General features: G+C 58.0%; 27 protein-coding genes, 3 tRNA genes and 1 riboswitch. Of the genes, 15 read left to right on the forward strand and 15 right to left on the reverse strand.

Annotated features, from left to right (window positions below):
* The first annotated feature begins 3 nt into the window (after positions 1 to 3).
* Together B5F98_RS02030 and B5F98_RS02035 are read left to right on the forward strand one after the other, a co-directional pair.
* Complete coding sequence (locus tag B5F98_RS02030) at positions 4 to 1,890, forward strand: beta-glucoside-specific PTS transporter subunit IIABC (protein ID WP_087369397.1); 1,887 nt, start codon at positions 4 to 6, stop codon at positions 1,888 to 1,890.
* Between the two features lie 14 nt (positions 1,891 to 1,904).
* Positions 1,905 to 3,326 (forward strand): 6-phospho-beta-glucosidase, encoded by a 1,422-nt coding sequence (locus B5F98_RS02035; protein WP_087369398.1) that lies wholly within the window; start codon positions 1,905 to 1,907, stop codon positions 3,324 to 3,326.
* Positions 3,327 to 3,603: 277 nt separating this feature from the next.
* On the opposite strand, the gene B5F98_RS02040 is transcribed toward B5F98_RS02035, so the two are convergent.
* A complete protein-coding gene (locus B5F98_RS02040) occupies positions 3,604 to 4,815 on the reverse strand; it encodes a U32 family peptidase (RefSeq protein WP_087369399.1) in 1,212 nt (403 codons plus the stop codon).
* Complete coding sequence (gene mltG, locus B5F98_RS02045; RefSeq protein ID WP_087369400.1) at positions 4,812 to 5,927, reverse strand: endolytic transglycosylase MltG; 1,116 nt, start codon at positions 5,925 to 5,927, stop codon at positions 4,812 to 4,814. Before mltG ends, B5F98_RS02040 begins: the two co-directional genes overlap by 4 nt.
* A gap of 190 nt (positions 5,928 to 6,117) precedes the next feature.
* Between mltG and B5F98_RS13055 the strand changes: the two genes are divergently transcribed.
* Positions 6,118 to 6,285: a hypothetical protein gene (locus B5F98_RS13055; RefSeq protein ID WP_164488793.1), complete on the forward strand. Its 168-nt coding sequence runs from the start codon at positions 6,118 to 6,120 to the stop codon at positions 6,283 to 6,285.
* A gap of 55 nt (positions 6,286 to 6,340) precedes the next feature.
* Here the strand turns inward: B5F98_RS13055 and B5F98_RS02050 are convergent, their stop codons facing one another.
* Genes B5F98_RS02050 through B5F98_RS02060 form a run of 3 tightly spaced genes read right to left on the reverse strand, consistent with a single transcriptional unit; the run spans position 6,341 to position 8,098 of the window.
* Positions 6,341 to 6,868 carry a 5-formyltetrahydrofolate cyclo-ligase gene (locus B5F98_RS02050; protein WP_087232144.1) on the reverse strand — a complete coding sequence of 176 codons (528 nt, stop codon included), beginning with the start codon at positions 6,866 to 6,868 and terminating at the stop codon, positions 6,341 to 6,343.
* Positions 6,865 to 7,422, reverse strand: a complete 558-nt coding sequence (locus B5F98_RS02055) for a DJ-1 family glyoxalase III (protein ID WP_087232141.1) — start codon at positions 7,420 to 7,422, stop codon at positions 6,865 to 6,867. The genes B5F98_RS02050 and B5F98_RS02055 overlap by 4 nt, the downstream gene beginning before the upstream one ends.
* Before the next feature lie 13 nt (positions 7,423 to 7,435).
* Positions 7,436 to 8,098 (reverse strand): thymidylate kinase, encoded by a 663-nt coding sequence (locus B5F98_RS02060; protein WP_087369401.1) that lies wholly within the window; start codon positions 8,096 to 8,098, stop codon positions 7,436 to 7,438.
* 477 nt (positions 8,099 to 8,575) lie between these two features.
* Between B5F98_RS02060 and B5F98_RS02065 the strand changes: the two genes are divergently transcribed.
* The 3 genes from B5F98_RS02065 to B5F98_RS02075 all read left to right on the forward strand — a co-directional run bounded on the left by B5F98_RS02065 (position 8,576) and on the right by B5F98_RS02075 (position 11,380).
* Positions 8,576 to 9,568 (forward strand): ABC transporter substrate-binding protein, encoded by a 993-nt coding sequence (locus B5F98_RS02065; RefSeq protein WP_087369402.1) that lies wholly within the window; start codon positions 8,576 to 8,578, stop codon positions 9,566 to 9,568.
* A 71-nt stretch (positions 9,569 to 9,639) separates the two neighbouring features.
* Entirely contained in the window at positions 9,640 to 10,593 is a 954-nt protein-coding gene (locus B5F98_RS02070) for an ABC transporter permease (protein WP_087369403.1), read from the forward strand.
* On the forward strand, positions 10,586 to 11,380 hold the full coding sequence (locus B5F98_RS02075) for an ABC transporter ATP-binding protein (protein WP_087369404.1): 795 nt from the start codon (positions 10,586 to 10,588) through the stop codon (positions 11,378 to 11,380). The genes B5F98_RS02070 and B5F98_RS02075 overlap by 8 nt, the downstream gene beginning before the upstream one ends.
* A 352-nt stretch (positions 11,381 to 11,732) precedes the next feature.
* Here the strand turns inward: B5F98_RS02075 and B5F98_RS02080 are convergent.
* The 5 genes from B5F98_RS02080 to B5F98_RS13425 form a co-directional block, all read right to left on the reverse strand.
* Positions 11,733 to 11,817 (reverse strand) — tRNA-Tyr (locus B5F98_RS02080).
* A gap of 19 nt (positions 11,818 to 11,836) precedes the next feature.
* Positions 11,837 to 11,912, reverse strand: a tRNA-Thr gene (locus B5F98_RS02085).
* A 132-nt stretch (positions 11,913 to 12,044) separates the two neighbouring features.
* Positions 12,045 to 12,668: a hypothetical protein gene (locus B5F98_RS02090; protein WP_087232126.1), complete on the reverse strand. Its 624-nt coding sequence runs from the start codon at positions 12,666 to 12,668 to the stop codon at positions 12,045 to 12,047.
* Between the two features lie 107 nt (positions 12,669 to 12,775).
* Positions 12,776 to 13,348 carry an STAS domain-containing protein gene (locus B5F98_RS02095; RefSeq protein WP_158099749.1) on the reverse strand — a complete coding sequence of 191 codons (573 nt, stop codon included), beginning with the start codon at positions 13,346 to 13,348 and terminating at the stop codon, positions 12,776 to 12,778.
* A 61-nt stretch (positions 13,349 to 13,409) separates the two neighbouring features.
* Positions 13,410 to 14,354 (reverse strand): SH3 domain-containing protein, encoded by a 945-nt coding sequence (locus tag B5F98_RS13425; protein ID WP_158099750.1) that lies wholly within the window; start codon positions 14,352 to 14,354, stop codon positions 13,410 to 13,412.
* Positions 14,355 to 14,524: 170 nt separating this feature from the next.
* Between B5F98_RS13425 and B5F98_RS02105 the strand changes: the two genes are divergently transcribed.
* Positions 14,525 to 14,611 (forward strand) — tRNA-Leu (locus B5F98_RS02105).
* A 130-nt stretch (positions 14,612 to 14,741) separates the two neighbouring features.
* Positions 14,742 to 15,128, forward strand: a complete 387-nt coding sequence (locus B5F98_RS02110) for a four helix bundle protein (RefSeq protein ID WP_242961577.1) — start codon at positions 14,742 to 14,744, stop codon at positions 15,126 to 15,128.
* A 115-nt stretch (positions 15,129 to 15,243) separates the two neighbouring features.
* On the opposite strand, the gene B5F98_RS02115 is transcribed toward B5F98_RS02110, so the two are convergent.
* Together B5F98_RS02115 and B5F98_RS02120 are read right to left on the reverse strand one after the other, a co-directional pair.
* Complete coding sequence (locus tag B5F98_RS02115) at positions 15,244 to 15,645, reverse strand: hypothetical protein (protein WP_143482712.1); 402 nt, start codon at positions 15,643 to 15,645, stop codon at positions 15,244 to 15,246.
* Positions 15,605 to 15,784, reverse strand: coding sequence for an ATP-binding cassette domain-containing protein (locus B5F98_RS02120; RefSeq protein ID WP_087369408.1), 180 nt, complete (start codon positions 15,782 to 15,784; stop codon positions 15,605 to 15,607). Before B5F98_RS02120 ends, B5F98_RS02115 begins: the two co-directional genes overlap by 41 nt.
* Before the next feature lie 65 nt (positions 15,785 to 15,849).
* Between B5F98_RS02120 and B5F98_RS02125 the strand changes: the two genes are divergently transcribed.
* Complete coding sequence (locus tag B5F98_RS02125; protein WP_343219387.1) at positions 15,850 to 16,326, forward strand: hypothetical protein; 477 nt, start codon at positions 15,850 to 15,852, stop codon at positions 16,324 to 16,326.
* Positions 16,327 to 16,404: 78 nt separating this feature from the next.
* Here B5F98_RS02125 and B5F98_RS02130 read toward each other — a convergent pair whose 3' ends face one another.
* The 3 genes from B5F98_RS02130 to B5F98_RS02135 all read right to left on the reverse strand — a co-directional run bounded on the left by B5F98_RS02130 (position 16,405) and on the right by B5F98_RS02135 (position 18,453).
* Complete coding sequence (locus B5F98_RS02130; protein ID WP_087369409.1) at positions 16,405 to 17,136, reverse strand: hypothetical protein; 732 nt, start codon at positions 17,134 to 17,136, stop codon at positions 16,405 to 16,407.
* A 55-nt stretch (positions 17,137 to 17,191) separates the two neighbouring features.
* Positions 17,192 to 17,878 (reverse strand): hypothetical protein, encoded by a 687-nt coding sequence (locus B5F98_RS12620; protein ID WP_143482713.1) that lies wholly within the window; start codon positions 17,876 to 17,878, stop codon positions 17,192 to 17,194.
* A 197-nt stretch (positions 17,879 to 18,075) separates the two neighbouring features.
* Positions 18,076 to 18,453: a TnpV protein gene (locus B5F98_RS02135; RefSeq protein ID WP_087369410.1), complete on the reverse strand. Its 378-nt coding sequence runs from the start codon at positions 18,451 to 18,453 to the stop codon at positions 18,076 to 18,078.
* Positions 18,454 to 18,955: 502 nt separating this feature from the next.
* Here B5F98_RS02135 and B5F98_RS02140 point away from each other — a divergent pair.
* The 6 genes from B5F98_RS02140 (at position 18,956) to B5F98_RS02165 (ending at position 24,618) form a co-directional block, all read left to right on the forward strand.
* Positions 18,956 to 19,822: a GHKL domain-containing protein gene (locus B5F98_RS02140; RefSeq protein ID WP_087369411.1), complete on the forward strand. Its 867-nt coding sequence runs from the start codon at positions 18,956 to 18,958 to the stop codon at positions 19,820 to 19,822.
* Between the two features lie 26 nt (positions 19,823 to 19,848).
* Positions 19,849 to 19,955: riboswitch (TPP riboswitch) on the forward strand.
* Between the two features lie 53 nt (positions 19,956 to 20,008).
* Positions 20,009 to 20,311 (forward strand): thiamine-binding protein, encoded by a 303-nt coding sequence (locus B5F98_RS02145; protein WP_087369412.1) that lies wholly within the window; start codon positions 20,009 to 20,011, stop codon positions 20,309 to 20,311.
* A complete protein-coding gene (locus B5F98_RS02150) occupies positions 20,277 to 21,068 on the forward strand; it encodes an ABC transporter permease (protein WP_087369413.1) in 792 nt (263 codons plus the stop codon). The genes B5F98_RS02145 and B5F98_RS02150 overlap by 35 nt, the downstream gene beginning before the upstream one ends.
* The gene (locus tag B5F98_RS02155) at positions 21,065 to 22,093 is read left to right on the forward strand and encodes an ABC transporter substrate-binding protein (protein WP_087369414.1); all 1,029 of its coding nucleotides are present in this window, start codon (positions 21,065 to 21,067) and stop codon (positions 22,091 to 22,093) included. The genes B5F98_RS02150 and B5F98_RS02155 overlap by 4 nt, the downstream gene beginning before the upstream one ends.
* The gene (locus tag B5F98_RS02160; protein ID WP_343219388.1) at positions 22,090 to 22,836 is read left to right on the forward strand and encodes an ABC transporter ATP-binding protein; all 747 of its coding nucleotides are present in this window, start codon (positions 22,090 to 22,092) and stop codon (positions 22,834 to 22,836) included. The genes B5F98_RS02155 and B5F98_RS02160 overlap by 4 nt, the downstream gene beginning before the upstream one ends.
* Positions 22,837 to 23,016: 180 nt before the next feature.
* Positions 23,017 to 24,618, forward strand: coding sequence for a CTP synthase (locus B5F98_RS02165; RefSeq protein ID WP_087369506.1), 1,602 nt, complete (start codon positions 23,017 to 23,019; stop codon positions 24,616 to 24,618).
* Positions 24,619 to 24,719 lie beyond the last annotated feature (101 nt).

Below are 24,719 nucleotides of genomic sequence, written 5' to 3' on the forward strand. Positions count from 1 at the left end.
ACCATGGATTGGAAGAAGACTGCGGAACAAATTGTGGCCCATGTGGGCGGCAAAGAGAATATTTTAGGGGCGACCTACTGCACCACCCGGCTGCGTCTGGCCCTGGCCGATGAGACGCTGGCCAACGATGCGGCGGTATCTGAGGTCCCCGGCGTCATCAGCGTGGTCCACGCCAGCGGCCAGTATCAGATCATCATCGGCAACCGGGTGCCCAAGGTTTACGAGGCCTTGCAGGAGATGGGGGTGCTGGAGAACAAGGGCCAGCCCGTCCAGGAGGAAGAGGAGAAAAAGAAAAAGCCCATTCCCGCCCGGATGATGGACGCCCTGCTGGGTTCCATGACCCCCGTCATCCCCGCCATCATCGGCTGCGCCATGATGAAGGTGCTGCTGGTGCTGCTGCCCATGCTGGGGATTCTGGCTGAGGAGAGCTCCACCTATCAGGTGCTCAACGTCATCGGCGACGGCTCCTTCTACTTCCTGCCCATCCTGGTGGCCGCTTCCGCCGCCCGGTACTTCAACACCAACATCTATCTGAGCATCACCATTGCGGGTATTTTGGTGCACCCCACCCTCCAGGCCATGTTTACTGCCGGAGACCCCATCTCCCTGTTCGGGGTGCCTGTGACTGCGGCCAACTACCCCTACTCCATTTTGCCCGCCATCATCATGGCCTGGGTGCTGTCCAAGGTGGAGAAGCTGGTGGACCGCATCACCCCCGCCATCACCAAGACCTTCCTCAACCCCATGCTCATCGTGCTCATCTGCGCCCCCATTGCCCTGTGGGCGGTGGGCCCTGCCGGAGCCATTGCCGGTGAGGCCATCTCCGGCGGTCTGGAGTGGATTCAGACCAATCTGGGCTGGCTGGCCGTGGGCATCATCGGCGGCATTTACCCCGTGCTGGTGCTCTTTGGCATGCACCATGTGCTTACCCCCATCGCCATCGCAGCCATCAGCGGTCCGGCTGGCTTTGACGGCCTGGTGATGGTGGCCCAGCTGGGTGCCAACCTGGCCCAGGGCGGCGCCTCCATGGCCGTGGCCCTGCGCTCCAAGAACAAGAACATGCGTCAGACCGCCGCCGCCGCCGGCTTCTCCGCCCTGGTGGCTGGTATCACCGAGCCCGCCATGTACGGCGTCACCCTGCGCCTCAAGCGCCCCTTCATCGCCGTGCTCATCGCCTCCTTCGCCTCCGGCTGCTTTGCCGGTCTGATGCAGCTCAAGAGCTTTTCTGCCGCCTGCCCCGGCCTGGTGACCACCATCCAGTATGTGGAGGCGGGACGGCCCAGCTCCATCCTGTACATCGGCCTGACCTGCCTCATCGCCGTGGTGGTGTCCTTTGTCCTCACCTTTATCCTGGGCTTCCGTGACCCCCAGGGCAGCGGAGAGGCGGCTACCACCACCAAGAATACCGCCCCCAAGGGCACCCAGGTGCAGGCCCCTCAGCGCCTGGTGGTGAACAGCCCCATGACCGGCAAGCTGATGCCCCTCAGCCAGGTGTCCGATGAGACCTTTGCCTCCGGCGTGCTGGGCACCGGTGCGGCTATCATTCCCACCGATGGCCGAGTGTACGCCCCCTTTGACGGGGTGGTGGAGACCCTGATGGATTCCAGCCATGCGGTGGGCCTGCGCAGCGACGACGGCCTGGAGGTGCTGGTCCATGTGGGCCGGGACACGGTGGCCCTGAACGGCAAGTATTTTACTCCTCATGTGAAGGTGGGCGACGTTGTGAGAAAGGGCCAGCTGCTGCTCACCTGTGATTTGAACGGGCTTCGGGCAGAGGGCTATGATGTGACCACCCCGGTCATCGTCACCAACTCCGAGGAATACCTGGAAGTGGTGCCCACCAAGGAGATCAACATTGAGCACGGCGCACGTCTGCTCACCGTACTGTAAAAGGAGGAACCACCATGAACCGGAGCTTCCCGGATGGCTTTTTGTGGGGCGGCGCCACCGCCGCCAACCAGTATGAAGGTGGATGGAACGAAGGGGGCCGCGGCCCCTCCATTGACGACGTGTTCACCGGGGGCTCGGTGAACACCCCCCGCCGCATCACCATTCCCGCCCAGCCTGACGCCTTCTATCCCAATCACGAGGCCACCGACTTCTACCACCACTGGAAAGAGGACATCGCCCTGTTTGCTGAGATGGGCTTCAAGGTCTACCGCATGTCCATCTCCTGGTCCCGCATCTTCCCCCGGGGGGATGAGGAGCAGCCCAACGAGGAGGGGCTGGCCTTTTACGACCAGGTGTTTGACGAGCTGGCCAAGTACGGCATTGAGCCTCTGGTCACCCTGTCCCACTATGAAAATCCCCTGTACCTGACCACTCAATATGGGGGGTGGAAGAACCGCAAGCTGGTGGACTTCTTTGTTCACTACGCCAAGACGGTGATGGAGCGGTACAAGGGCAAGGTGCGCCGCTGGCTGACCTTCAACGAGATCAACATGCTGTCTGTGCCCTTTGGCACCTTCATCGCCGGAGGTATGCTCCCGGAGACCACCACCGAGCAAGACCGCTGGCAGGCCATGCACCACCAGCTGGTGGCCTCCGCTCAGGCGGTGCGCCTGGGCCACCAGATCGACCCGGACAATCGGCTGGGCTGTATGATCGCCTACATGTGCGTCTACCCCCGTACCTGCGCCCCGGAGGATCAGCTCACCCAGCTGTCCATGGACCGCCTGCACAACCTGTTGGCGGGAGATGTGCACGTGCGGGGAGCCTATCCCAGCTATGCCCGCCGCCTGCTGGCGGAGAAGGGGGTCACTTTGGACATCACCCCCCAGGACGAGGTGGACCTGCGGGAGGGCACCGTGGACTTCTACACCTTCAGCTACTACGACTCCCGGTGTGTGGGCACCAAGCAGGAGGGAGACCCCTCCACGGGCAACGGCGCTCTGGGCGGCATTCGAAACCCCTATTTGCCGGTCACCGAGTGGGGCTGGCAGATTGACCCTCAGGGTCTGCGCTGGGTACTCAACCACCTGTATGACCGCTATCAGATTCCCCTGATGGTGGTGGAGAATGGCCTGGGGGCCATGGACACCATGGGGGCGGATGGCACCATCCACGACCCCTACCGCATCGACTACCTGCGTGAGCACATCACCGCCATGGCCGAGGCGGTGGCCGATGGGGTAGACCTCCAGGGCTACACCCCCTGGGGCTGTATCGACCTGGTGTCTGCCAGTACCGGAGAGATGCGCAAGCGCTACGGCATGATTTACGTGGACAAGCACGATGACGGCAGCGGCGACCTGTCCCGCCACCGCAAAGACTCGTTCTACTGGTATCAGAAGGTGATTGCCACCAACGGCCAGGACCTGACCTAACAGAAAATCCCCGGTTGGATGCTCCTGCATCCAACCGGGGATTTTAGATTATCCAAAAGGCAAAAGTTCGTGGGGGGCTTAGGGTAAATAGGCCCTCGGCAGAGTTTTCCCATCCGCAGATGGGAAAATAAATTGAAATCCGTTTTTCCCGGGGACATGCGCATCGGGAAAAACACATCTCAGCCCGCCAGTGTGGAATTGGGTCGCCCTTTGACCCAATTATGCATGCAGCGGGCTGCATCCCCTCAAAAAAATGCTTGCATTTTTTTGATTACTTTTAGGAGTTGGGGCGGCAGGCCCGCACCACCGACAGGGGGGGCACCGGGCGAGGGAGCTTCATGTGAAATACCATCTGCGGGTGCCGGGGCTGGGCCAGGGTGAAGCCCTCCCCGTCGGTCATGAGGGGCGCGGTGAGGGGGAAGGCGGGCACATCGGGGCCCACCACTTCGATCTGGTCCCCGGCGGTGAACTTGTTGCGCAGGGAGAGGGTGGCGTTGCCGTCCTGGTCGCAGTCGGTGACGATGGCCAGCACCTGCCAGTCCCGGATGTACCGGGCGGAGTCGGTGTACTGCCCCGGCTGGCCGTAGTAGAAGCCGGTGGAGTAGTGGCGGTGGCTGACCTTGTCCACCTCCGCTCGCCAGATGGGCTCCAGGGGCTTGCCCTCCACCGCAGCGTCAATGGCGTGGCGGTAGGCGGCGGTGGTCATGGCGGCGTAGTAGGCGCTCTTGGCCCGGCCCTCGATTTTCAGAGAGTCCAGACCCGCCTGAAGCAGCTCGGGCACGTGGTCGATCATGCACATGTCCCGGCTGTTCATGATGAAGGTCTCGCCGTTTTCCTCGAAGACGGGGAAGTACTCCCCAGGCCGCTTCTCCTCCATGAGGGCGTACTGGTAGCGGCAGGGCTGGGCGCAGGCGCCCCGGGCGGCATCCCGCCCGGTCATATAGTTGGACAGCAGGCAGCGGCCGGAGTAGCTCACGCACATGGCGCCGTGGACAAAGGCCTCCACTTCCAAATCACGGGGGGCCTTGGCGCAGATCTCCGCCACCTCGTCCAGGGACAGCTCCCGGGCCAGGATGACCCGCTTGGCGCCCAGGTCGTGCCACACCCGGGCCATCTCATAGTTGGTGATGCCCGTCTGGGTGGACATGTGCACCTCCACATGGGGGGCGTAGCGGTGGGCCAGGCTCAGCACGTCCACGCCTGCACTGATGACGGCGTCCACGCCGATGGACTCCAGAAATTCCAGGTACTCGGGCAGACGGGCGATCTCATCGTTGCGGGCCAGGGTGTTGCAGGTCACATGGACCCGCACCCCCTTGTCGTGGGCCAGCTGCACGGCCTGGGTCATCTCGTCCCGGTCGAAGTTGCCGGCAAAGGCCCGCATGCCGAAGGCGTTGCCCGCCAGATACACGGCGTCAGCCCCGTAGGCCAGGGACATGGTCAGACGTTCCATGTCCCCGGCGGGGGATAATAACTCTACGTTTTTCATTCTTCCACTCCGTACTTCTCCACCAGGGCCTGGTGCTGGGCGTAGGTCTTGGTGAACTCGTGCTTCTTGGTCTCGGGGTTGAGCACATAGTAGTAGTAGCTGGTGTTCTCCGGGTTGAGAGCCGCATACAGGGCGGTCATACCGGGGTTGGAGATGGGTCCGGCGGGCAGGCCCTTGTACAGATAGGTGTTGTAGGGGGAGTCAATGGCCTTGTCTGCCTCAGTGGGCACCTTGCCGCCGTTGAGATACACCAGGGTGGCGTCGATTTGCAGGTAGCCCTGGGTCTCGGCATTGGTGTTCTCCAGACGGTTGTAGATCACCGAGGAGATCTTGGCGTAGTCCTCGCCGTCGGTCTCCTTTTCAATCATGGAGGCGATGGTGACAATGTCGTGGAGGGAGTACTTGCTCTCCTCGTTGAACTGGTCCATATAGTCCTCCATCTTGGACTCGAAGTTCACCAGCATCTTGTTGATGACGTACTTGGGGTCCTCACCCAGATAGAAGGTGTAGGTGTCGGGGAAGAGGTAGCCCTCCAGACGGTGGTAGTCGCCCAGGGGCAGGTCCTTGAGCCAGCTGAAGTTGTAGTCCCAGTTGGCGGACATATCCTGGAGCTGCTCCACCGTAGTGACCCCCTTCTCCTCCAGCAGCTGGAAGATCTGGTCGATGGTGTAGCCCTCCTGGATGGTGATGTCAATGGTCTGACGGGTGGACGAGGACGAACTCATGTTGGTCACCAGGGCCCGGTAGTCCATATCGGTGTTCAGCTCGTAGGTGCCCGGGGTGATCTTGTCGCTGGCGTTGGAGAACAGGCCATAGAGGTGGAAGAGGAACTTGTACTCAATGAGGCCGTTGTCCTTGAGGGAATCCACCACATCGCTGAACTTCTCGTCGTTTTCCACCTTGACGATGGCGGAGGTGTACTCCTTGTTCAGGGCCAGCAGGTCGTTGGCCCAGATCCAGCCCACGGTGGCCAGCACGGCGGACAGACCCACCACGAACAGCACATACAGCAGGGCGCTGGCCGCCTTGGTGCGGTGGGTTTTCTTCTGGTTGCGGGAGACCCGTGGCCGTCGCTGGGGCTCCTGGGGGGCGTGGGAACGTTGTTCTGACATGTCTTGTTTCACTCCTCATCAGGATAGGTTATCTGAAAAATTTCTTCTAAGGTTGGGGAACCAATCTCGCCGTGACCACATAGTATAACGCAGAAACGGGGACGGGCGCCGACTCCGGCGCCGCAGACCATGTGGTGTGCGGCGTCCGAGCCGGTACCTGTACCGGAAATCTTATGTGAGGTGACTTGTTATGTGTTGTGGTAACAATGGTTTCGGTGGCGGCTGCTGGTGGATCATCATCCTGGTACTCATTCTCTGCTGCTGCTGCGGTGGCGGTAACATGGGCGGCAACGGCTGTGGCTGCGGCAATGGCTGTGGCAACAACTGCGGCTGCGGCTGCAACGACGGCTGCTGCTAAAAAGCGCACGTATCCGTTGGGCGGAGAGGGGACCCCTCTCCGCCCTTGGCGTTTGTCAGGCGTCGGTGAGTACCAGCTGCACCGGCACGTCGTACTCGGCGTGGGGCAGCTGCTCCTGGAATCGGTCGGCGGGACACACGGACACGGTGAACCCGGTATAGCCCTTCAGCCACCGGTCGTAGTAGCCGCCGCCCTGGCCCAGGCGGTATCCCGCCCGGTCACACATCATGTTGGGCACCAGCACCACGTCCACGTCCTCCTGGGGGACGATGGGGCACACCCCGTCCGGCTCCGGAATGCCGTAGTGGTTGGGGATGAGCTGGTCCTGGCTGGTGATGATACGGGCTTCCATTTTCCGCTGGGGCAGACACACCGGAAGGGCCACCCGCTTGCCCATGGCCAGAAGCTGGTCAATGAGGGCGGTGGTGTCCGGCTCCCGACCCACGCCGTAGAAGACCATCACGGTGTGGGCCGCTTCCACCTGGGGCAGAGCCAGAAACTGCTCCAACAGGTGGGGGACATTGGCACGGGGAAGGGCTGCGGCCTGCCGGCGCAGCCGCTCCTTGAGCTCCTGGGGGGTCATGCCATGTAGTGAATGGCGTTCTGGACCTGGCGGGCCACGTCAGCCCCAGAAAGAGCGGTGAGCAGAGCCAGACCGAAGTCGAAGCTGGACCCGGCGGCCCGTCCGGTGATGAGGTGTCCCTCCACCACGAAAGGCTCCGTCATACAGGGCTCCACGCCCGCCTTCACCAGCTCCCCCTCCATGCCGGGGTAGCACACGGCCTTTCCTCCGGCGGGGATGAGCCCGGCCCGGGCCAGCAGGGTGGGGGCGGCGCAGATGGCGGTGAGCCACACCTGGGAATCGGCAGCGGCCTGGCGGATGAGGGCCATGGCGGCCTCGCTGTGCTCCAGGGCGTCCACACCACCCAGACCGCCGGGGAGCATCACCATGTCGCCGGGAGCCAGGGTCACCTCGGCCAGGGCCACGTCGGTGGTGACGGTGACACCCTGGGCGCTTTGGACGGTGGGGCCAGTGACACCCACCAGGGACACGGGCACATTGCCCCGGCGCAGCACGTCGGCGGGGGCCAAGGCCTCAGCGGTTTCAAAACCAGTGGCTAACAGAATGTAAACCATGATATCGTCCTCCTTATTCCAAAATCAGTTGCATAATTTCCTCATGAATGGCCTCTACGCCGCGCAGCTGGCCCTGGTCGTTGACACAGGAGATGCGCTTCCAGCCGTAGAGCTGGGCGGCCTGAGCGGCGGCCTGGGCGCAGGCAGTGAGGTAGTTGTTGTCCTCCTCGTGGATGTCCGCCTGGGTGTGGGTCGCCGCCTCCCGGCGGCGGAGGTTGGCCACCGCCAGATGGGTGGGCATATCCAGCCAGATCACCTGGTCGGGGCTGGGCAGGCCCATGCGCTGGTACTCCAAATCAAAGAGCCAGTGGAAAAACGCCTCCCGCTGGTCCTCCGGCAGCTTGGAGGCCTGATGCACGGCGTTGGAGGTGGTGTAACGGTCCATCACCATCAGTCCTCCAGCTTCATAATAGGCCCCCCACTCCTGCTTGTACCCGGCGTACCGGTCCACAGCAAAGAAGGTGGAGGCGGCATAGGCGTTGACATCGTCGGGATGGGAGCCGAAGGCGCCCCCCAGATACATCCGCACCAGGGCCGAGGATTCCTCCCGGTAGCGGGGATAGACGGTGGTACGGAATTCCCGCCCCGCCTCATTCAGTGCCTGACAGCACAGTTGAAATTGGGTGGACTTTCCCGAGCCGTCCGTTCCCTCAAACACGATCAGTTTTCCAGCCATGGGGCTGACCTCCTTGGGCATACCTATCTATATCTCGAACATGCCAGCATTTTCTCGAGGGGGATGCAGCCCGCTGCATGCACAATTGGGTCAAAGGGCGACCCAATTCCACACTGGCGGGCTGAGCAGTGTATTTTCCCATGCGCATGTCCTGGGAAAATACGTGATTTCAATTTATTTTCCCATCTGCGGATGGGAAAACTCTGCCGAGGGCTGCTGGGTGATGCGAGATGATGGGGCTTCTTTACCATGAAGTTTTTTGGCAATCTACCATTGAACAGTATATCATACTCCCATGGGAAAGTCCATGCCCGGCCAAGTTGTTTCCCTTTCGTTCACAAATGTGTAAATCCCCCCTTGACATCAATGCATTAAAGCATTATACTGTTTGCAACGAGCCGGGAGGCTCTTTGTTCAGACTCAGACACTTTGATGGCTAAAAGCGTTGAAGTGCCCATTTGGATAGGAGGAAGGAACATGAAACACAGTTGGAGAGCAGGCGCAGCGCTGTTGGCGCTGACCATGGCAGCGGGACTGGCAGGCTGCGGCGGCCAGACTTCCCAGAAGACCCAGTCCGGCGGGGAGAAGGACAGCTATACCATCGGTATTGTGCAGCTGACCCCCCACGAGGCGCTGGACCAGGCCACCAAAGGGTTCCAGGACGCGTTAAAGGAGGCGTTTGGGGATAAGGTGACCTTTGATCTGGAGTACGCCGCCAACGACCCCGCCACCTGTGCCACCATCGCCAACACCTTTGTCTCCAGCGGGGTGGACCTCATCATGGCCAACGCCTCCTCTGCCTTGCAGGCGGCGGCCTCTGCCACCGGGGATATCCCGGTGCTGGGCACCTCAGTGACCGAGTACGGCGTGGCGTTGAAAATTGACGACTTCTCCGGCACCGTGGGCACCAACGTCTCCGGTACCTCCGACCTGGCCCCCCTGGACCAGCAGGCGGCCATGATTCAGGAGTGGTGTCCCGAGGCCAAGACGGTGGGCCTGCTTTACTGCTCCGGGGAGCCCAACAGCCAGTACCAGGTGGACACCGTCCAGGAGCATCTGGAGGAGCTGGGCTACACCTGCACCCAGTACGCCTTCTCCGACTCCAACGACATGGCGGCGGTGACTCAGACGGCGGCGGACAACAGCGACGTCATCTACGTGCCCACCGACAATACCGTGGCCTCCAACGCCTCCATCGTGGATAACATCTGCCGCCCCGCCAAGATCCCCGTCTTCGCCGGAGAGCAGGGCATTTGCAAGGGCTGCGGCGTGGCCACTCTGTCCATCAGCTACTATGACCTGGGCGTCACCACCGGCGAGATGGCGGTGAAGGTGCTCCGTGGGGAGGCGGACATCTCCCAGATGCCCATTGAGTACGCCCCCCAGTTCACCAAGATGTACAACCAGGACATCTGCGACGACCTGAAGCTGACGCCCCCGGAGGGCTACACTGCCATTGAAGCAGAATAAGAGAATACATCAGCAAGAGAGCGGGGGAACCCCCTCGCTCTCTTGTGTCTTGATTGCAAGGAGGAACAACCATGCTGGATTTTCTCAACGCCCTGCCAGGGGCGGTCTCCCAGGGCCTGATCTGGGGCATTATGGCCATTGGCGTCTACCTCACCTATAAGATTCTGGATATTGCCGACCTCACCGTGGACGGCTCCTTCTGCACCGGAGGTGCGGTGTTCGTAGTGCTCTTCTCCCAGGGAATCAACCTGTGGGTGGCGCTGCTGGCGGCCACGGCGTCGGGCATGGCTGCGGGGCTGGTCACCGGACTGCTCCACACTGTGTGCGGCATTCCCGCCATTCTGGCCGGAATTTTGACCCAGCTGGGGCTGTGGTCGGTGAACCTGGCCATCATGTCCATGAAGGCCAATGTGGCCTTGAATATCATCAACCCCGACGTGCTCAACAAGCTGCTGGTGTCCCTGCGCTTTGTTCAGGACGTGGGGAAGGGCACCCGCCCCTTCTATCAGCACCCCATCTTTGTGGTGGGTGTGGTCACGGTGGTCATCATCGCGATTTTGTACTGGTTCTTCGGCACGGAGCTGGGCTGCTCCATCCGTGCCACCGGCGCCAACCAGGCCATGGCCCGGGCCCAGGGCATCAACACCCGGCTCAACCAGGTGCTGGGCCTGATGATCTCCAACGGCTTGGTGGCCCTGTCCGGGGCCCTGCTGAGCCAGTACCAGGGCTTTGCCGACGCCAACATGGGCCGGGGCGCCATCGTCATCGGTCTGGCCGCCGTCATCATCGGTGAGGTGCTCTTCTCCAAGCTCTTCCGCAACTTCGGTTTGAAGCTGCTGGCGGTGTCCATCGGCGCCATCATCTACTACATGGTCATCCAACTGGTGCTGTCTCTGAACCTTATGGACTCCAACTACCTCAAGCTGCTGTCTGCGGTGGTGGTGGCCGTGTTCCTGTCGGTGCCCTACTGGAAGGGCAAGTACTTTGCCAAGCCTGTGAAGCGGGGAGGTGTGAACCGTGCTTAAGATTGAGAGTATCTACAAGACCTTCAACGCCGGGACGGTGAACGAGAAGACCGCCCTCAACGGCGTGTCCCTCCACCTGAAGGAAGGGGACTTTGTCACCGTCATCGGCGGCAACGGAGCGGGCAAATCCACCCTCCTCAACGCCGTGGCCGGGGTGTGGCCGGCGGACGAGGGCACCATCACCATCGGCGGGGTGGACGTGACCCGTCTGCCCGAGCACAAGCGGGCCCGCTACATTGGCCGGGTGTTCCAGGACCCCATGATGGGCACCGCCGCCACCATGCAAATTGAGGAGAATCTGGCTCTGGCCGCCCGCCGGGGCAAGCGCCGTTTTCTGGGCGCTGGCATCACCAAGGCGGAGCGGGAGGAGTACCGGGAGATGCTCAAGCTGCTGGACCTGGGACTGGAGGACCGCATGACCTCCAAGGTGGGGCTGCTCTCCGGCGGCCAGCGCCAGGCCCTGACCCTTTTGATGGCCAGCCTGGTGAAGCCCAAGTTGCTGCTCTTGGACGAGCACACCGCCGCTCTGGACCCCAAGACGGCGGCCAAGGTGCTCGCTGCCACCGAGACCATCGTGCAGCGGGACCACCTCACCACCCTGATGATTACCCACAACATGCGAGACGCCATTGCCCACGGCAACCGACTCATCATGATGTACGAGGGCCGGGTGGCTCTGGATATCTCCGGGGAGGAGAAGAAAAAACTCACCGTGGAGGACCTGCTGGCCAAGTTTGGCCAGGCCACCGGGTCCGACGAGGCGGACGACAAGCTGCTGCTGGGATAACAAAAAGGCCGCCTGTGGCATGTCCACAGGCGGCCTTTTGTAATGAAAAATAGTCGTAACCATTGATGGACTTCTTGGGCATCTGGCGTAGGGGAGGGGCTTGCCCCTCCCGAATCCCCCAGGGCAAGGCCAGGGTAGACACGGGCCGGGCAAGCCACGGCCCCTACCACCGTCTGCCGGGAATCCGACGTTATATAAATCCGTGCCGCTCTGGCGGCACACCACACCTATTCACTATTACCTATTACTTCTTACTTTCCAAAAATCCCGGGCAGGCAGTAGAAGTTAGTGAATAGGGAAGAGGGAAAAAGGAATAAGTAAAAATCCCGAACGCATTCGCATTCGGGATTTTTGGTGGAGGAGGATGGATTCGAACCATCGAAGTCGAAGACAACAGATTTACAGTCTGCCCCCTTTGGCCACTTGGGTACTCCTCCATATGAAATTGTAGAAACGTGGAGCTGGTGGACGGATTCGAACCCCCGACCTGCTGATTACAAATCAGCTGCTCTACCAGCTGAGCTACACCAGCGTGTGTGGCACATCACGTTTGCAGCGAAGATTATTATAGCAGGGGTCCCCCCTATTGTCAACATGTTTTCTCAAAAAAATGAAAGTTTTTTTCAGCAGCCCCGGAACCCCCGGTCCCGGGGCTGTCATCGCCTTATTTCTCGCAGGCTCCAATGAGCTCCTTGGCGTAGGGCAGGGTGAGAATCACGTCACACAGGGTGTGCCACTCGTCCAGCTTGTGATTGCGCCGGGCATAGTAGATGTTGGCCAGCACCTCATAGTTGAGGGTGACGGTGCGCATCTGATTGTAGCTGGAGGGGAGCAGCTGGATGAGGTCATACCAGTGGGTCTTGTCCTTGGTCTCCAGATAGCGGTTGCGCACCTGCTCTAAGTAGGCGATGGTGCCGTCGAAGTGGGCCAGGGTTTCAGGGGTCATGTGGTCACAGCTGAAGTCGCTGCGCTCAAAGGCCTTGGCGTGGATTTTGTGCATGGTAGAGGTGGAGTTGGCCACGGTGCCCACCTTGTAGGTGTCAAACTCCTTCCACCAGTACATGGGGGCGGTGATGTCCATGGACACCATGATCTGACGGATGAACTTCCGGTGGTCGGTGCCAGCCGAGCATAGGCGTTGGGCCAGGCCAAGGTCGTTTTCACCCAGAATGTAGTTGCCCTGCTCGTCGTAGTGGCTGTCGCTGCGGGCCCAGCTGTTCAGGGGATTGCGGGCGCCCCGCATGGCGTTTTCCAGATTCATCACACTGATATGGTCAACGGTAAGCATGAAAGAAATACCTCCTGTTAGGTATGAATTTTCTCCAGTATACCAGAACTGGGGCAAAACTGCAAGAAAGATTCCCGCTCACCCGAGGGTGGGCGGGAAAAAGGAACTTAGACGGTCTGGGATTCCTGGGCGATGTCGGACAGAGCGTCCATGGCGCTCCAGTAGAAGGCGGATTCGCCCATCAGCTGGGTGACGCCGCCCCGGTCCATGGCTGTGCGGAAGGCGGGGCTGGCTCCGGTAAAGAAGACCCGGGTGCCGTGGGCCTGCTGGGCCTGGATGAACCGGGAGAAGGTCTGGATGCCTGTGGCGTCCACGGTGGACACGCCCCGCACCGAGAGAATCACCGAGGTGGTGTCGGAAGGCAGCTGGGCCAGGGACCGCTCCAGATACCCGGCAGAGCCGAAGAAGATGGCCCCGGAGATGTACACCACCCGCACCGAGGAGTGGCGGGGGTGATAGGACAGGTTGATGCGCTGGAGCCGCTGGGGGTCCACCTCGCTGATGGTCACCTCCACATGCTGCACGCACTTGACGGTGAAGATCACGCAGCACAGGGCCATACCCGCCACAATGGCGATGGACAGGTCAAAGAGCACGGTGCAGGCCAAGGTGACAAAGAAGGCCAGGGTGGCGCCCTTGAGTTTGTGGGAGAAGAGGTAGCGGATGGAAAAGAATTGCAAGATGGAAACATAACACCACTGCAAGGGACCTTGCAGTGGTGTTATGTACAAAAAGCTGAATTTAGTTGGCGTTGATGTAGTCGCCCATGATGTAGCCGATCTTGGTGCTGGAATAGCGGATCTCATACCAGTTGTCCCCGGCGTAGGAGACCACGGTGATGGAGTCGCCGTTTTTCAGGCTGGCCAGCACGTCATAGCTGGTGCCGGGGCCGGAGCGCACCCGCAGGCCGTTGGCGGCGTTCATGATGGTGCCCGTGGAGCCGTTGGGGATGTCACCGGACTCAGGAGTGGGTTCGGGCGTGGGCTCGGCCGTGGGGGCGGGGGTGACGGGGGCCGTGGACTGGCAGTACACGGTGCAGGTCACGGTCTGGCCGCCTGCGGTGGCGGTGATCACGGCCCGACGCTGGGTGCCGGAAGCATTGACGTTGGTGACCACGCCGTCCTCGTCTACGGTGGCGCAGGTCTCATCGGAAGAGGTCCAGGAGACGGTGCCCTCCCAATCGGCGGGGTCAAAGGTGACGGTAAGGGTGTGGGTCTGCTGGGGCTGGAGGGTGAAGTCGGTGGTGTCCAGGGTCATGCCAGCCAGGCCCTCAGGGGACAGGGTGGCGGTGGGGGACACGGATACCGACGCGGAGGGGTTGGCATCGGGGTTGGTCACATCCCGCAGATGGGGGTAGACCACGGTGAATACCATCACCAGAGCGGCGGCGATGATGACCAGAGAGCACAGGAAGGTGATCAGTCGGGGCCAGTTGATGGGCGGGGGCGGAGTGGGAGCCTGACCGCCGGCTCCGGGCAGACGCTTGCCGCCCTTTCCGGCGGGCTGGGCGTCGGGGCGATCAAACACATCCTGTCCGTCAAATTCATAGCCGCTCTCATCGGCCATGGCGGGCTGGGTGGTGGGGGTTTGAGCGCCGCCGCAGAAGGGACAGAACTTATATGTGGCACTGTAATCCTCGCCGCAGGATGCACAGTGCACCACGTTGGAATCTTTTTTACGAACCATGGTGTCATACCTCCGTTGACCATAGATACACATATAGTACACGTTTTGCACCATTTCGTCAATCCCTGAAACCGTAGATTCCAGTCTGGCAGCGGAGAGGGAAGAGGGAAAATAACAAAATTTTCTCTTGCGAAATGGGAAATAATATAGTATAATACCACTCGCACCATGCCGGTGTGATGGAATTGGTAGACGTAGTGGACTCAAAATCCACCGGTGGCGACACCGTGCCGGTTCGAGTCCGGCCACCGGCACCAAAAATCGACAAGCACCGTCAGGGGCTTGTCGATTTTTACTTATTCGCTATTCACTTTTCACTCTTCACTAAACTGGATGGGTCGATTTTTGGAAGTGAATAAGTAATAGTGAATAGTGAAGAAGTAAGGTGTGCCGCCAGGCGGCACGGATTTTATTTTTGGGGAGAAGATTATGCCCAGTCCCCTTCAAGATAAATCCAAGGCATTTGCGTTGGAAATCATCAAAGTGTGCAATGAGATGAAACACTCCAAACGGGAAAGCGTCCTGACCAATCAACTCATTCGCTCGGGAACCAGCATCGGTGCCAACATCCGGGAAGCCATGTATGCCCATGGAAAGGCTGATTTTATTGCAAAATTGCAAATCGCACTGAAAGAATGTTCGGAAAGCGAATACTGGCTGGAGCTGCTCATCGAAAGTGGCTACTATGATGATCCTACCATTTTGAAACAATGTACCGAGGTCAAGCGATTGCTCATTGCTTCCATCAACACAGCGAAAAAGAATCAGGTATAAGGGTATCTATATTGTTGTGATATTTAAAAAATCCCGAATGCAAGCGCATTCGGGATTTTTGTTTTATGATTCTTGGTTTGGTTGCCCCGAATGCAGCGGCATTCGGGGCTTTTTCTTACTCGTTTACAGGGAATTGAGCAATCACCTGGTGCTTGGCCTCCATGAGGGTGTCCATGCCCTGCTGGGTCTGGGTGCAAAATTCATGCCAGCGTGCTTCCTTGTACAGAATCGTGTCTCCCTGGCCTTCCTCCACCTCTGCGTTCCAATCGGTACAGCAGAGAATGGGGGTAAGGGTGAGATCGTCCCGGAGCTGGTAGACAGGCTGTTCGTAGATGGGCTGGAACTCATCCGCTGGGCCCTGGAGAAACACCAAGTATTCCCAGTTGTTTTGGGGCAGGTTGACATAGCCGGTCTGTAGATGGCCCGATGTGGGGGACTCCGGAAGTTTCCACTGGGAGCTGGTGAGCCAAATGAGATCACCATTCTGTAGTCCTTCCCCGGCATACACATCCACCACATAAAAGCGCTGTGGTCTTGCCGCTGCCGTTGCGGCCCACAAAGCCGTAGATGGTGCCCCCCTCCAGGGTGAGGTCCACGTCCTGAAGAATGGGGGCCCCGTGAATGGTCTTATATACATGTTCTGCGGTGAGTTTCATAGGACTTTCTGCAAAACTTAATCCGTGAACACGATATGCCGCCGAAGCCTGTCCTTGAAATAGATATGGCAGAATTCCGTACCATACAAAAGCTGATGATAAAGGCGCAGGATAAGGCGAAAGAAATCCGGCACTTGCAGGATACGGTACTTCCGAAACTGAAACAGCAACTTGCCGACACAAAAGGGATTTTCAAGGGTAAGGAGCGCAAGGCGCTCACAGAGCAGATAAAGCGGACAGAAAAGGAAATCGCTGAAAAACTGGATAAACTGCCCGATGTTCTGAAAGAGGACGGTTATCCCGATGTGCAGGCGTTCATGGCAACCTACCGCAAGGCGGAGGCTGTTGTGGAGCAGTACAATCGTGACCTTGCCGCATGGGAGCGGCAAGTCAGGGAAAAACGAAAACCGCCCAAAAAAGAGCAGGCAAAGCCGCCTGAACGGGAGAGCGTACTGGAACGCCTGCGCCAGCTTCAGGCGGAGGGCAAGCAAAGAAACCAGCTGAGACAGAGAAAGAAATCCTTTGACAGAGACAGCCGATAAAGGAAACACCGTCAGCGTGTGACTGCTGGCGGTATCGTACATATAAACACTTTTGAAAGGAATGTGGGACTAAGTTTTTTATTCATACGATTTATCATTTTCTATATTGCTTTCAACTTGTTTCAATGCGTCTATGATGTTTTTTCTAATTGTTTCTTCATTTATGTTTTCATCTCCAAAACGAAATGTCATTACCGCTGCATGACCTTGTATATGATATAGACAAGTTAATTGTCCCCAACATGGGATGCTGTAGTAGTTAATTTTACCAGTAGAGAAACTTCCAGCCTCTTTAGGGTACATAATTTGCGGAGTATCAACGCTGTTTAGAATTTTTTGTACCATTTCAAAAATTCTATCTATTGAATCAGAGTTATCCTCGTTTTCATTGCCTTCAATCCCTATGGTTTCCTCTGAATAATCAACACTAAACCCATATTCTTCAGCAATATCACTTACCTCTTTTAGATAATCCTGGCTTTCCAACAGAACTTTTAAATAGTCATTTCTACATCCAAAATGATATGTATTATCATAGACCAGACCATGTACTGTAAATTCTATTCCATTTTCGTCTTGAAATTTTCCTGAATCATTTTCTTTATTATACGATTCCACAATCACAAAATCATGTTCTGGATATTCTTCCTCGAGACACATTAAAATGCGTTCATCTGTATCTTTCCCGCTTAAAGGATTATCAGAATTATCAACATCCTGCACTAATTTACCTATTTCAGAACAGCCAGAAAAAGCCATACATAATAATAGGATTATCAAAATCATTCCTATTTTTTTCAGCTCTACCATCCCCTCAAAAATTTATTTATCACTTTTTCAGAGTTTAAGAATTCCCATATATAATTTATTCTTGAATCCTTTTATAACATGTGTCCAGTCGTTGCTCAATCTCTTGCTGAGTCAAATTCACATCATCAAAAGAAAAAATCTCATTAGAAGCATTGTTGTCTGCTTCACATCGGCACAAAAGCATTCCCCAGTTTGGGCGGGTATAATAATTTACTTCACCAGTTGAAAATCCTTGTTCTTCCGGCAATTTTACCTTTGGAACATTTACAGAATTTAATATTTCTGAAAGGGCGGCAGCGTATTCTGATATTGTGTTTTCCTCATCAGTTTCTAATCCTACTGTTTCGTTTTCGTCATCATATCTTAAACGAAGATGATATTTTTCTGCAATTTCAGCAATGCGCTCGATATATCCTTGTTCTTCAAGCAACGTTTTCAAATAATCATCGCAGCAACCAAAATGATAAGTATTATTATAGATGATATTTGATACACTAAATTTCACTCCGTTTTCATCGGAATATACCCCGCAGTCTTCGCCTTCATCAAAAGGTGTAACGATATTAAAAGTGTGCTCAGGGTAAGCTTGCTGGAGACACATTATAATACGTTCATCTGTATTTTTTCCGCTTAAAGGATTATCAGGATTATTAACATCCCGCACTAATTTACCTATTTCAGAACAGCCGGAAAAAGCCGTACATAATAATAGGATCATCAAAATCGTTCCCATTTTTTTCAAAACATATCCCCCCTCAAATCATGGAGCTTCGGTGTAGTTTGCTTATTGTTATTATACAATAAAGCCTGACCATATTCAATCTTAGTGATCGCAGACATTTATCTGAACATCAGAAAGTATCGGATTTTTTAATCTAAGTCAAAATAGACGCAATAGATAATATAAGCGGCAGGGCTTTTCTCCCCACCGCTCTCTACTTATGCAAAGATGATTTCCTTTTCTACAATCTCCTTTGCACACGCTCGTATGTTATTTACTTTCTGTGTCCATTCTAAAGCGTTTTCCGCCTTTAGCTGCTCTGTGATACCCTGCGCCCGTTTCATCTGCTCTGTGAGCCTTTCGATGCGCTCCTGTGCTTGCTTATCTATATCGGCAAGGTAAGTGTTCAGTCTGCCGCTTGTAAGTAGCGTTGTGTATGTATTTCTGCGATGTTCTTTCAGATACCGCAAATGCCGCTGCCCCCACAAACCGATAGGCTGTTCTTTTTCGGCTGGTAAGATAAGACAAGGAATATAATAATCTCCTTGCAGTTCATACCACAGACCATTTTTATCATCGTAAATATACTTGTCCATTGAAAAATCCTCCGTTATAATATATTCGCACATACATCACAGTTCTCCGATTGCCACACTCTGTTATATCTTGTTATGAGATTTTCTTGCCCTTGTATTTGCCCTTATGAGCAATAAGGAAAAGAGTAAACTTGTGTGTAACCGTATAAAGAGATAGGGCGAACACATTGCGATAAATCCTTTGTTTTCAAGGCTTTTGGAGGATTTTATTAAAGCACTGTAACCTCTGTTGAAAGGTCATAATTTACTGATATTCAAATATAAATTTGACTATTTGAGGAGGCGATAGGAATGATTGAACTGTTTGGAGAGTGGAACTTCGCCACCTCTCCGGTGGTGGCCTTGCTGGAATTGGTGATCATATATCTGTTCTTTTCTCGGCTGGCAAAGCCGCGGATACCCGAATGGGAGCTGCTGTTGCTGGGCCTTACGGTCTTGGTGGTACAACCCATGCTGGTGGCGGAACTGTCCCATATGGGGCTGTCTGTATGGAAAGCTTCCGGTGCCGGTGTATCTGTGTCCTGCCGCTGTGCTGGTGGGGGTGGTATGGCTGGCCAAAGGCATAGCCCAGGAGCCGGTGACCATGTCCGGGCGCACGATGATGCTGGTGGTCAGCATGGCCCTGTGCGTGGCCACAGTAGTGGTGGTGTTGGTGTACCAGCTGGGGTGGGAGCGGAAACGGATTGCCTTGGCCCAGCGGCAAAAGGAAGAGCAGCTCCGGATGGAGCAGTCCTATTATGAGATTTTGGAGCGGCAGAACCAGCAGCTGAGAAGCTACGCCCACGACGCCAAAAATCACCTGGAGGCCATCCGAAACCTGAACCAGGACCCCAAGGTGGAGCAGTACATCGCCCAGATGGAGCAGCAGCTCCAGGCATACACCCGCCGCTGCCACAGCGGCAACCGGGCCCTGGACGTGATGGTGGACAAGTACGTCACCGCTTGTGAGCTGAAGAACATCGCCTTCACCTATGATGTGCAGCTGTGCAACCTGGGTGGCGTGGAGGATTTCGACCTGGTGGCCATTCTGGGCAACCTCCTGGACAATGCCCTCACCGCCGCCCAGGACTCCCAGGGAAAGTGGATGGAGCTGGCCACCGCCCGGCGCAACGGCTATCAGGTGGTGGTGGTGGAAAACAGCTGTGATCGGCCCCCCATTGTGGGAGAAGAAGGGCTGCGCTCCACCAAGGCAGGGGGAGAGGACCACGGGTTTGGCCTGAAAAGTGTGGCCAAGGCCCTGAAAAAGTATGAAGGGGACTTCCAGTGGGACTATGACCAGGAGAAGCGGCGGTTTACCATGACGGTGATGATTGGGCAGAGGGTATCGGTCCGAGAATCACGGAGGATGGCACAGGACGCAAAGTGTTGACAACCGCCGAAAAAAGGACTAAACTGGCATGTTGACAGGGGAGCTCCAGGGAAGGAGCTGAGAGGCAGGTATATCCTGCGACCCTTAACCTGATCTGGGTAATGCCAGCGTAGGGAGCATCCGTGTTTTGTCATGCCCCGCCGGTATTGCCGGCGGGGCATTTTTTATGGATATGGAGGAAGTGCTATGAAAGCAAGTGTTGCCATTCAGAGTCTGCCCCAGGCGGACAACGACCAGGAACTGGTGCGCATGGTGGACGAGGTCATCGACTACATCCGCTCCACGGGCCTGAACTACTATGTGGGCCCCTTTGAGACCACCATCGAGGGGGATAACTACGACCAGCTGATGGATATTGTCAAGGAGTGCCAGCACGTGGCCGTCCGGGCGGGTGCCCCCAAGGTGTCCGCCTACATCAAGGTGGTCTACGAGCCGGAAGGGGAGATTCTCACCATTGATCAGAAAGTTACCAAACACCACCAGGGCTAAACTGCCCGGGATTGCCGGGGTGGCGGTGCTGCTGGTGGTGTGGCAGCTGGTGTGTGTGTCCGGGCTGGTGCCCAGCTACATGCTGCCCTCCCCGGTGCAGGTGGTCACCGCCTTTGTCACCGACGCCCCCTCCCTGTGGGAAAACCTGCTCATCACCTTGCAGGAGGCCGCCCTGGGCCTGTGCATCGGGGTGGCGGTGGGCTTTGTGTTCGCCGTGGCCATGGATGCCTTTGAACTGCTGTACAAGATTTTCTACCCCATTCTGGTCATCACCCAGACCATCCCCACCGTGGCCATTGCGCCCCTGTTGGTGCTGTGGTTTGGCTACGAGATGACTCCTAAGGTCATTTTGGTGGTGCTGGTCACCTTCTTCCCGGTGACGGTGGGGCTGCTGGACGGCTTCCGGGGGGTAGACCCCGACGCCGTGGGACTGCTGCGCTCCATGGGAGCGGGGCGGTGGCAGATTTTTCGCTACTTAAAATGCCCTTGGGCTCTGCCCCAGTTCTTTTCCGGGCTGCGCATCGCCGCCGCCTACTCCATCGTGGGCGCCGTCATCAGCGAGTGGCTGGGCGGCTTCGGCGGCCTGGGAGTGTACATGACCCGGGTGAAAAAGGCCTTTGCCTTTGACAAGATGTTTGCTGTGATCTTTTTAATTTCCGCCCTGTCCCTGGCCCTCATGGCCCTGGTGGGGTGGCTGGAGCGGCGGTGTATGCCCTACCGCTCCGTGGATGAGGAGAAGAGGAGGAACAAAGGATGAAGAAATGGACGTATCGCCTGCTGGCCGGGGCGCTGACCCTGGGTCTGGCGGCGTCTCTCACTGCCTGCGGGCAGAAGACCGAGAACAACACCCAGGACGGAGAGAAGGACCTGGAGAAGATCACCTTCGTGCTGGACTGGACCCCCAACACCAACCACACCGGCATCTATGTGGCCATGGCCAACGGCTACTTTGAGGATGCCGGCCTGGAGGTGGAGGTGGTGCAGCCCCCCGAGGACGGCGCGGAAGTGCTGGTGGCCTCGGGCAAGGCCCAGTTCGGCGTGTCCTTCCAGGACTACATCGCCCCCGGCCTCATTGGGGACGACCCCCTGCCCATCACCGCTGTGGCTGCCATCATCCAGCACAACACCTCCGGCATCATCTCCCGGGCTGGAGAGGGCATGGACACCCCCAAGGGCCTGGAGGGCCACAAGTACGCCACCTGGGATCTGCCCGTGGAGAAGGCTACCATCCAGCAGGTGATGGAGGCCGACGGCGGCGACTTCTCCAAGGTGGAGCTCATCCCCTCCACCGTCACCGACGAGGTGTCTGCTCTGGAGAGCAAGTCTGTGGACGCCATCTGGATTTACTACGGCTGGGCTGGCATCGCCTGTGAGGTGGCGGGTCTGGACACCGACTACTTCGAGTTTGCCGACATCGACCCGGTGTTTGACTTCTACACCCCCGTGATCATCGGCAACAACACCTATCTCAGCGAGCACGAAGAGGAGTCTAAGGCATTTATGGCCGCTGTGACCCAGGGCTATGAGTACGCCATGGAGCACCCCGAGGAGGCCGCCCAGATTCTCATGGAGGCCGCCCCCGAGCTCAAGAGCAATGAGGAGCTGGTGGTGGCCAGCCAGAAGTACCTGGCCAAGGAGTACCAGGCGGACGCGGAGCGCTGGGGCGAGATGGACCCGGACCGCTGGAGCGGCTTCTTCACCTGGCTCAACGACAACCAGCTGCTGGAGGGCACCGTGGACCCCAACGCCGGATTCTCCAACGACTACCTGCCCCAGAAGTGACCGTGGACAAGCTGGAAGTACGCAACGTCAGCCTGGCCTTTGGAGACAACCAGGTCCTCCGTGATGTGTCCATCCACCTCAAGGAGGGGGAGCTGGTGTGCCTGCTGGGGGTGAGCGGCGGCGGAAAGACCACCCTCTTCAACGTCATTTCCGGCCTGCTCCGCCCCGATGAAGGGCAGGTGTTTCTGGACGGGGAGGACGTGACGGGCCAGCCCGGCCGCATCAGCTACATGCTGCAAAAGGACCTGTTGCTGCCCTACCGCACCATTGAGGACAATGTGGCGCTGCCGTTGATGCTGCGGGGGATGAAGAAAAAGGAGGCCAGGGCCCAGGCCGCCGCCCTGTTTGCCCAGTTCGGGCTGGAGGGCACCGAGAAGAAGTGGCCGGGGCAGCTGTCCGGCGGCATGCGCCAGCGGGCAGCGCTGCTGCGCACCTACCTGTTCTCCCAGAACGTGGCGCTGCTGGACGAGCCCTTTTCCGCCCTGGACACCCTCACCAAGTCCTCGGTGCATGAGTGGTATTTGAAGGTGATGGAGGACATTCGCCTGTCCACCCTCTTCATCACCCACGACATTGACGAGGCCATCCTCCTCTCCGACCGCATCTATCTTCTCATGGACGGGCGCATTGGGGAGGAGATTGTGGTGCAAGAGCCCCGGCCCCGCCACGTGGAGTTCAACCTCACCCCGGAATTTTTGGCGTACAAGCGGCGCATCATCGCCGCCCTCCACGCCCAGGGGTGAGAGAGTTACATTTTATACCAGAAATTTACCCCCGTACCCCCGGGAAATTGGCGAGGCCGTGCCTTGACTTGTCCCGGGGTACGGGGGTAAAATATTGCGTATTATTTTTTGACAGGGCCGGGCAATGGGGTCCGGCGCAAGGGCGCATCTTCCTGTCCAAAGGAGGAAGCACATATGGCCATGAACACGAAATTTATCTTTGTCACCGGGGGTGTGGTGTCCGGTCTGGGCAAGGGCATCACCGCCGCTTCACTGGGCCGCCTGCTGAAACAGCGGGGGCTACGGGTGAAGGTGCAGAAGCTGGACCCCTACCTCAACGTGGACCCGGGCACCATGAGCCCCTACCAGCACGGGGAGGTGTTCGTCACCGACGACGGGGCGGAGACCGACCTGGATTTGGGCCACTACGAGCGGTTTATTGACGAAAACCTCACCTTTAACTCCTCGGTGTCCTCGGGTAAGGTGTACTGGAACGTGCTCAACCGGGAGCGGCGCGGGGACTACCTGGGGGGCACGGTACAGATCATCCCCCACATCACCAACGAGATCAAGGCCAACATCTACTCTCTGGAGGGGCCCGACACCGATGTGGCCATTGTGGAGATCGGCGGCACCGTGGGCGACATTGAGTCCCAGCCCTTCCTGGAGGCCATCCGGCAGGTGGCCGCCGAGCGGGGGCGTCAGGACGTGATGTTCATTCACGTCTCCCTCATTGTCTCCATTCCCGGCTCTGGGGAGCTCAAGAGCAAGCCCACCCAGCACTCGGCCAAGGAGCTTCTCAGCCTGGGGATTCAGCCGGATGTCATCATGTGCCGCAGCGATGCCCCCATTCCCCAGGATATTTTGGACAAGATTGCCCTGTTCTGTAACATTCCGGTGGAAAACGCCATCCCCAACCTCACCGCCGACATTCTCTATGAGGTGCCCCTGATGCTGGAGCGGGAGGGGCTGGCCAACGTGGTGGTGCGTCGTCTGGGGCTCATCTGTCACGCCCCCGACCTCACCGAGTGGGCTACCATGGTGTACCGGGCCAAGAACGTGAAAGACACCGTGGAGATCGCTTTGGTGGGCAAGTACGTCTCCCTCCACGACGCCTACCTGTCCGTGGTGGAGGCCCTCACCCACGGCGGCATTGAAAACGACGTGAAGGTGCACATCCGCTGGGTGGACTCCGAGACGGTCACCCAGGACAACGTGGCCCAGGTGCTGGAGGGCGTGCAGGGTATTCTGGTGCCCGGCGGCTTTGGCAACCGGGGCATTGAGGGCAAAATTTCCGCCATCCGTTACGCCCGGGAGAACAACATCCCCTTCCTGGGCATCTGCCTGGGCATGCAGCTGGCTGTGGTGGAGTTTGCCCGCCATGTGTGCGGCATGACCGACGCCCACTCCTCCGAACTCAATCCCGCCACCACCCATCCCGTCATTGACCTGATGCCCGACCAGGTGGGGGTCACCGACATGGGCGGCACCATGCGTCTGGGCAGCTACCCCTGCCACCTGGTGGAGGGCACTCGGGCCGCTGACATCTACGGGGTCCAGGACATCCACGAGCGCCACCGCCACCGCTACGAGGTAAACAACACCTTCCGGGAGGAGCTAACCAAGGCGGGGCTGGTGCTCTCCGGCCTGTCCCCGGACGGACGGCTGGTGGAGATGGTGGAGCTGCCCCAGCACCCCTGGTTTGTGGCAGGTCAGTTCCACCCCGAGCTGAAGAGCCGACCCAACCGGGCCCATCCCCTGTTCCGGGGCTTTGTGGGGGCAGCCAAGGCGTACCAGAAGTAAAAAGATACACAAAAGCGGATGCAGCTGTGGAAGTTGCATCCGCTTTTTCGACGTATTTCTCAGGTGTGGGACCTGCGCCCCTGGCAGGGGACGCGCTCCGC

This window comes from Pseudoflavonifractor sp. An44 (assembly GCF_002161675.1).
Classification (GTDB): Bacteria; Bacillota; Clostridia; order Oscillospirales; family Oscillospiraceae; genus Enterenecus; species Enterenecus faecium.

Coding starts and splice junctions, on each gene's coding strand:
- B5F98_RS02030 (WP_087369397.1), top strand. CDS start 4: ATGGATTGGAAGAAGACTGCGGAACAAATTGTGGCCCATGTGGGCGGC.
- B5F98_RS02035 (WP_087369398.1), top strand. CDS start 1,905: ATGAACCGGAGCTTCCCGGATGGCTTTTTGTGGGGCGGCGCCACCGCC.
- B5F98_RS02040 (WP_087369399.1), bottom strand. CDS start 4,815: ATGAAAAACGTAGAGTTATTATCCCCCGCCGGGGACATGGAACGTCTG.
- mltG (WP_087369400.1), bottom strand. CDS start 5,927: ATGTCAGAACAACGTTCCCACGCCCCCCAGGAGCCCCAGCGACGGCCA.
- B5F98_RS13055 (WP_164488793.1), top strand. CDS start 6,118: ATGTGTTGTGGTAACAATGGTTTCGGTGGCGGCTGCTGGTGGATCATC.
- B5F98_RS02050 (WP_087232144.1), bottom strand. CDS start 6,868: ATGACCCCCCAGGAGCTCAAGGAGCGGCTGCGCCGGCAGGCCGCAGCC.
- B5F98_RS02055 (WP_087232141.1), bottom strand. CDS start 7,422: ATGGTTTACATTCTGTTAGCCACTGGTTTTGAAACCGCTGAGGCCTTG.
- B5F98_RS02060 (WP_087369401.1), bottom strand. CDS start 8,098: ATGGCTGGAAAACTGATCGTGTTTGAGGGAACGGACGGCTCGGGAAAG.
- B5F98_RS02065 (WP_087369402.1), top strand. CDS start 8,576: ATGAAACACAGTTGGAGAGCAGGCGCAGCGCTGTTGGCGCTGACCATG.
- B5F98_RS02070 (WP_087369403.1), top strand. CDS start 9,640: ATGCTGGATTTTCTCAACGCCCTGCCAGGGGCGGTCTCCCAGGGCCTG.
- B5F98_RS02090 (WP_087232126.1), bottom strand. CDS start 12,668: ATGCTTACCGTTGACCATATCAGTGTGATGAATCTGGAAAACGCCATG.
- B5F98_RS13425 (WP_158099750.1), bottom strand. CDS start 14,354: ATGGTTCGTAAAAAAGATTCCAACGTGGTGCACTGTGCATCCTGCGGC.
- B5F98_RS02120 (WP_087369408.1), bottom strand. CDS start 15,784: ATGAAACTCACCGCAGAACATGTATATAAGACCATTCACGGGGCCCCC.
- B5F98_RS02125 (WP_343219387.1), top strand. CDS start 15,850: ATGGCAGAATTCCGTACCATACAAAAGCTGATGATAAAGGCGCAGGAT.
- B5F98_RS02130 (WP_087369409.1), bottom strand. CDS start 17,136: ATGGTAGAGCTGAAAAAAATAGGAATGATTTTGATAATCCTATTATTA.
- B5F98_RS02135 (WP_087369410.1), bottom strand. CDS start 18,453: ATGGACAAGTATATTTACGATGATAAAAATGGTCTGTGGTATGAACTG.
- B5F98_RS02145 (WP_087369412.1), top strand. CDS start 20,009: ATGAAAGCAAGTGTTGCCATTCAGAGTCTGCCCCAGGCGGACAACGAC.
- B5F98_RS02155 (WP_087369414.1), top strand. CDS start 21,065: ATGAAGAAATGGACGTATCGCCTGCTGGCCGGGGCGCTGACCCTGGGT.
- B5F98_RS02165 (WP_087369506.1), top strand. CDS start 23,017: ATGAACACGAAATTTATCTTTGTCACCGGGGGTGTGGTGTCCGGTCTG.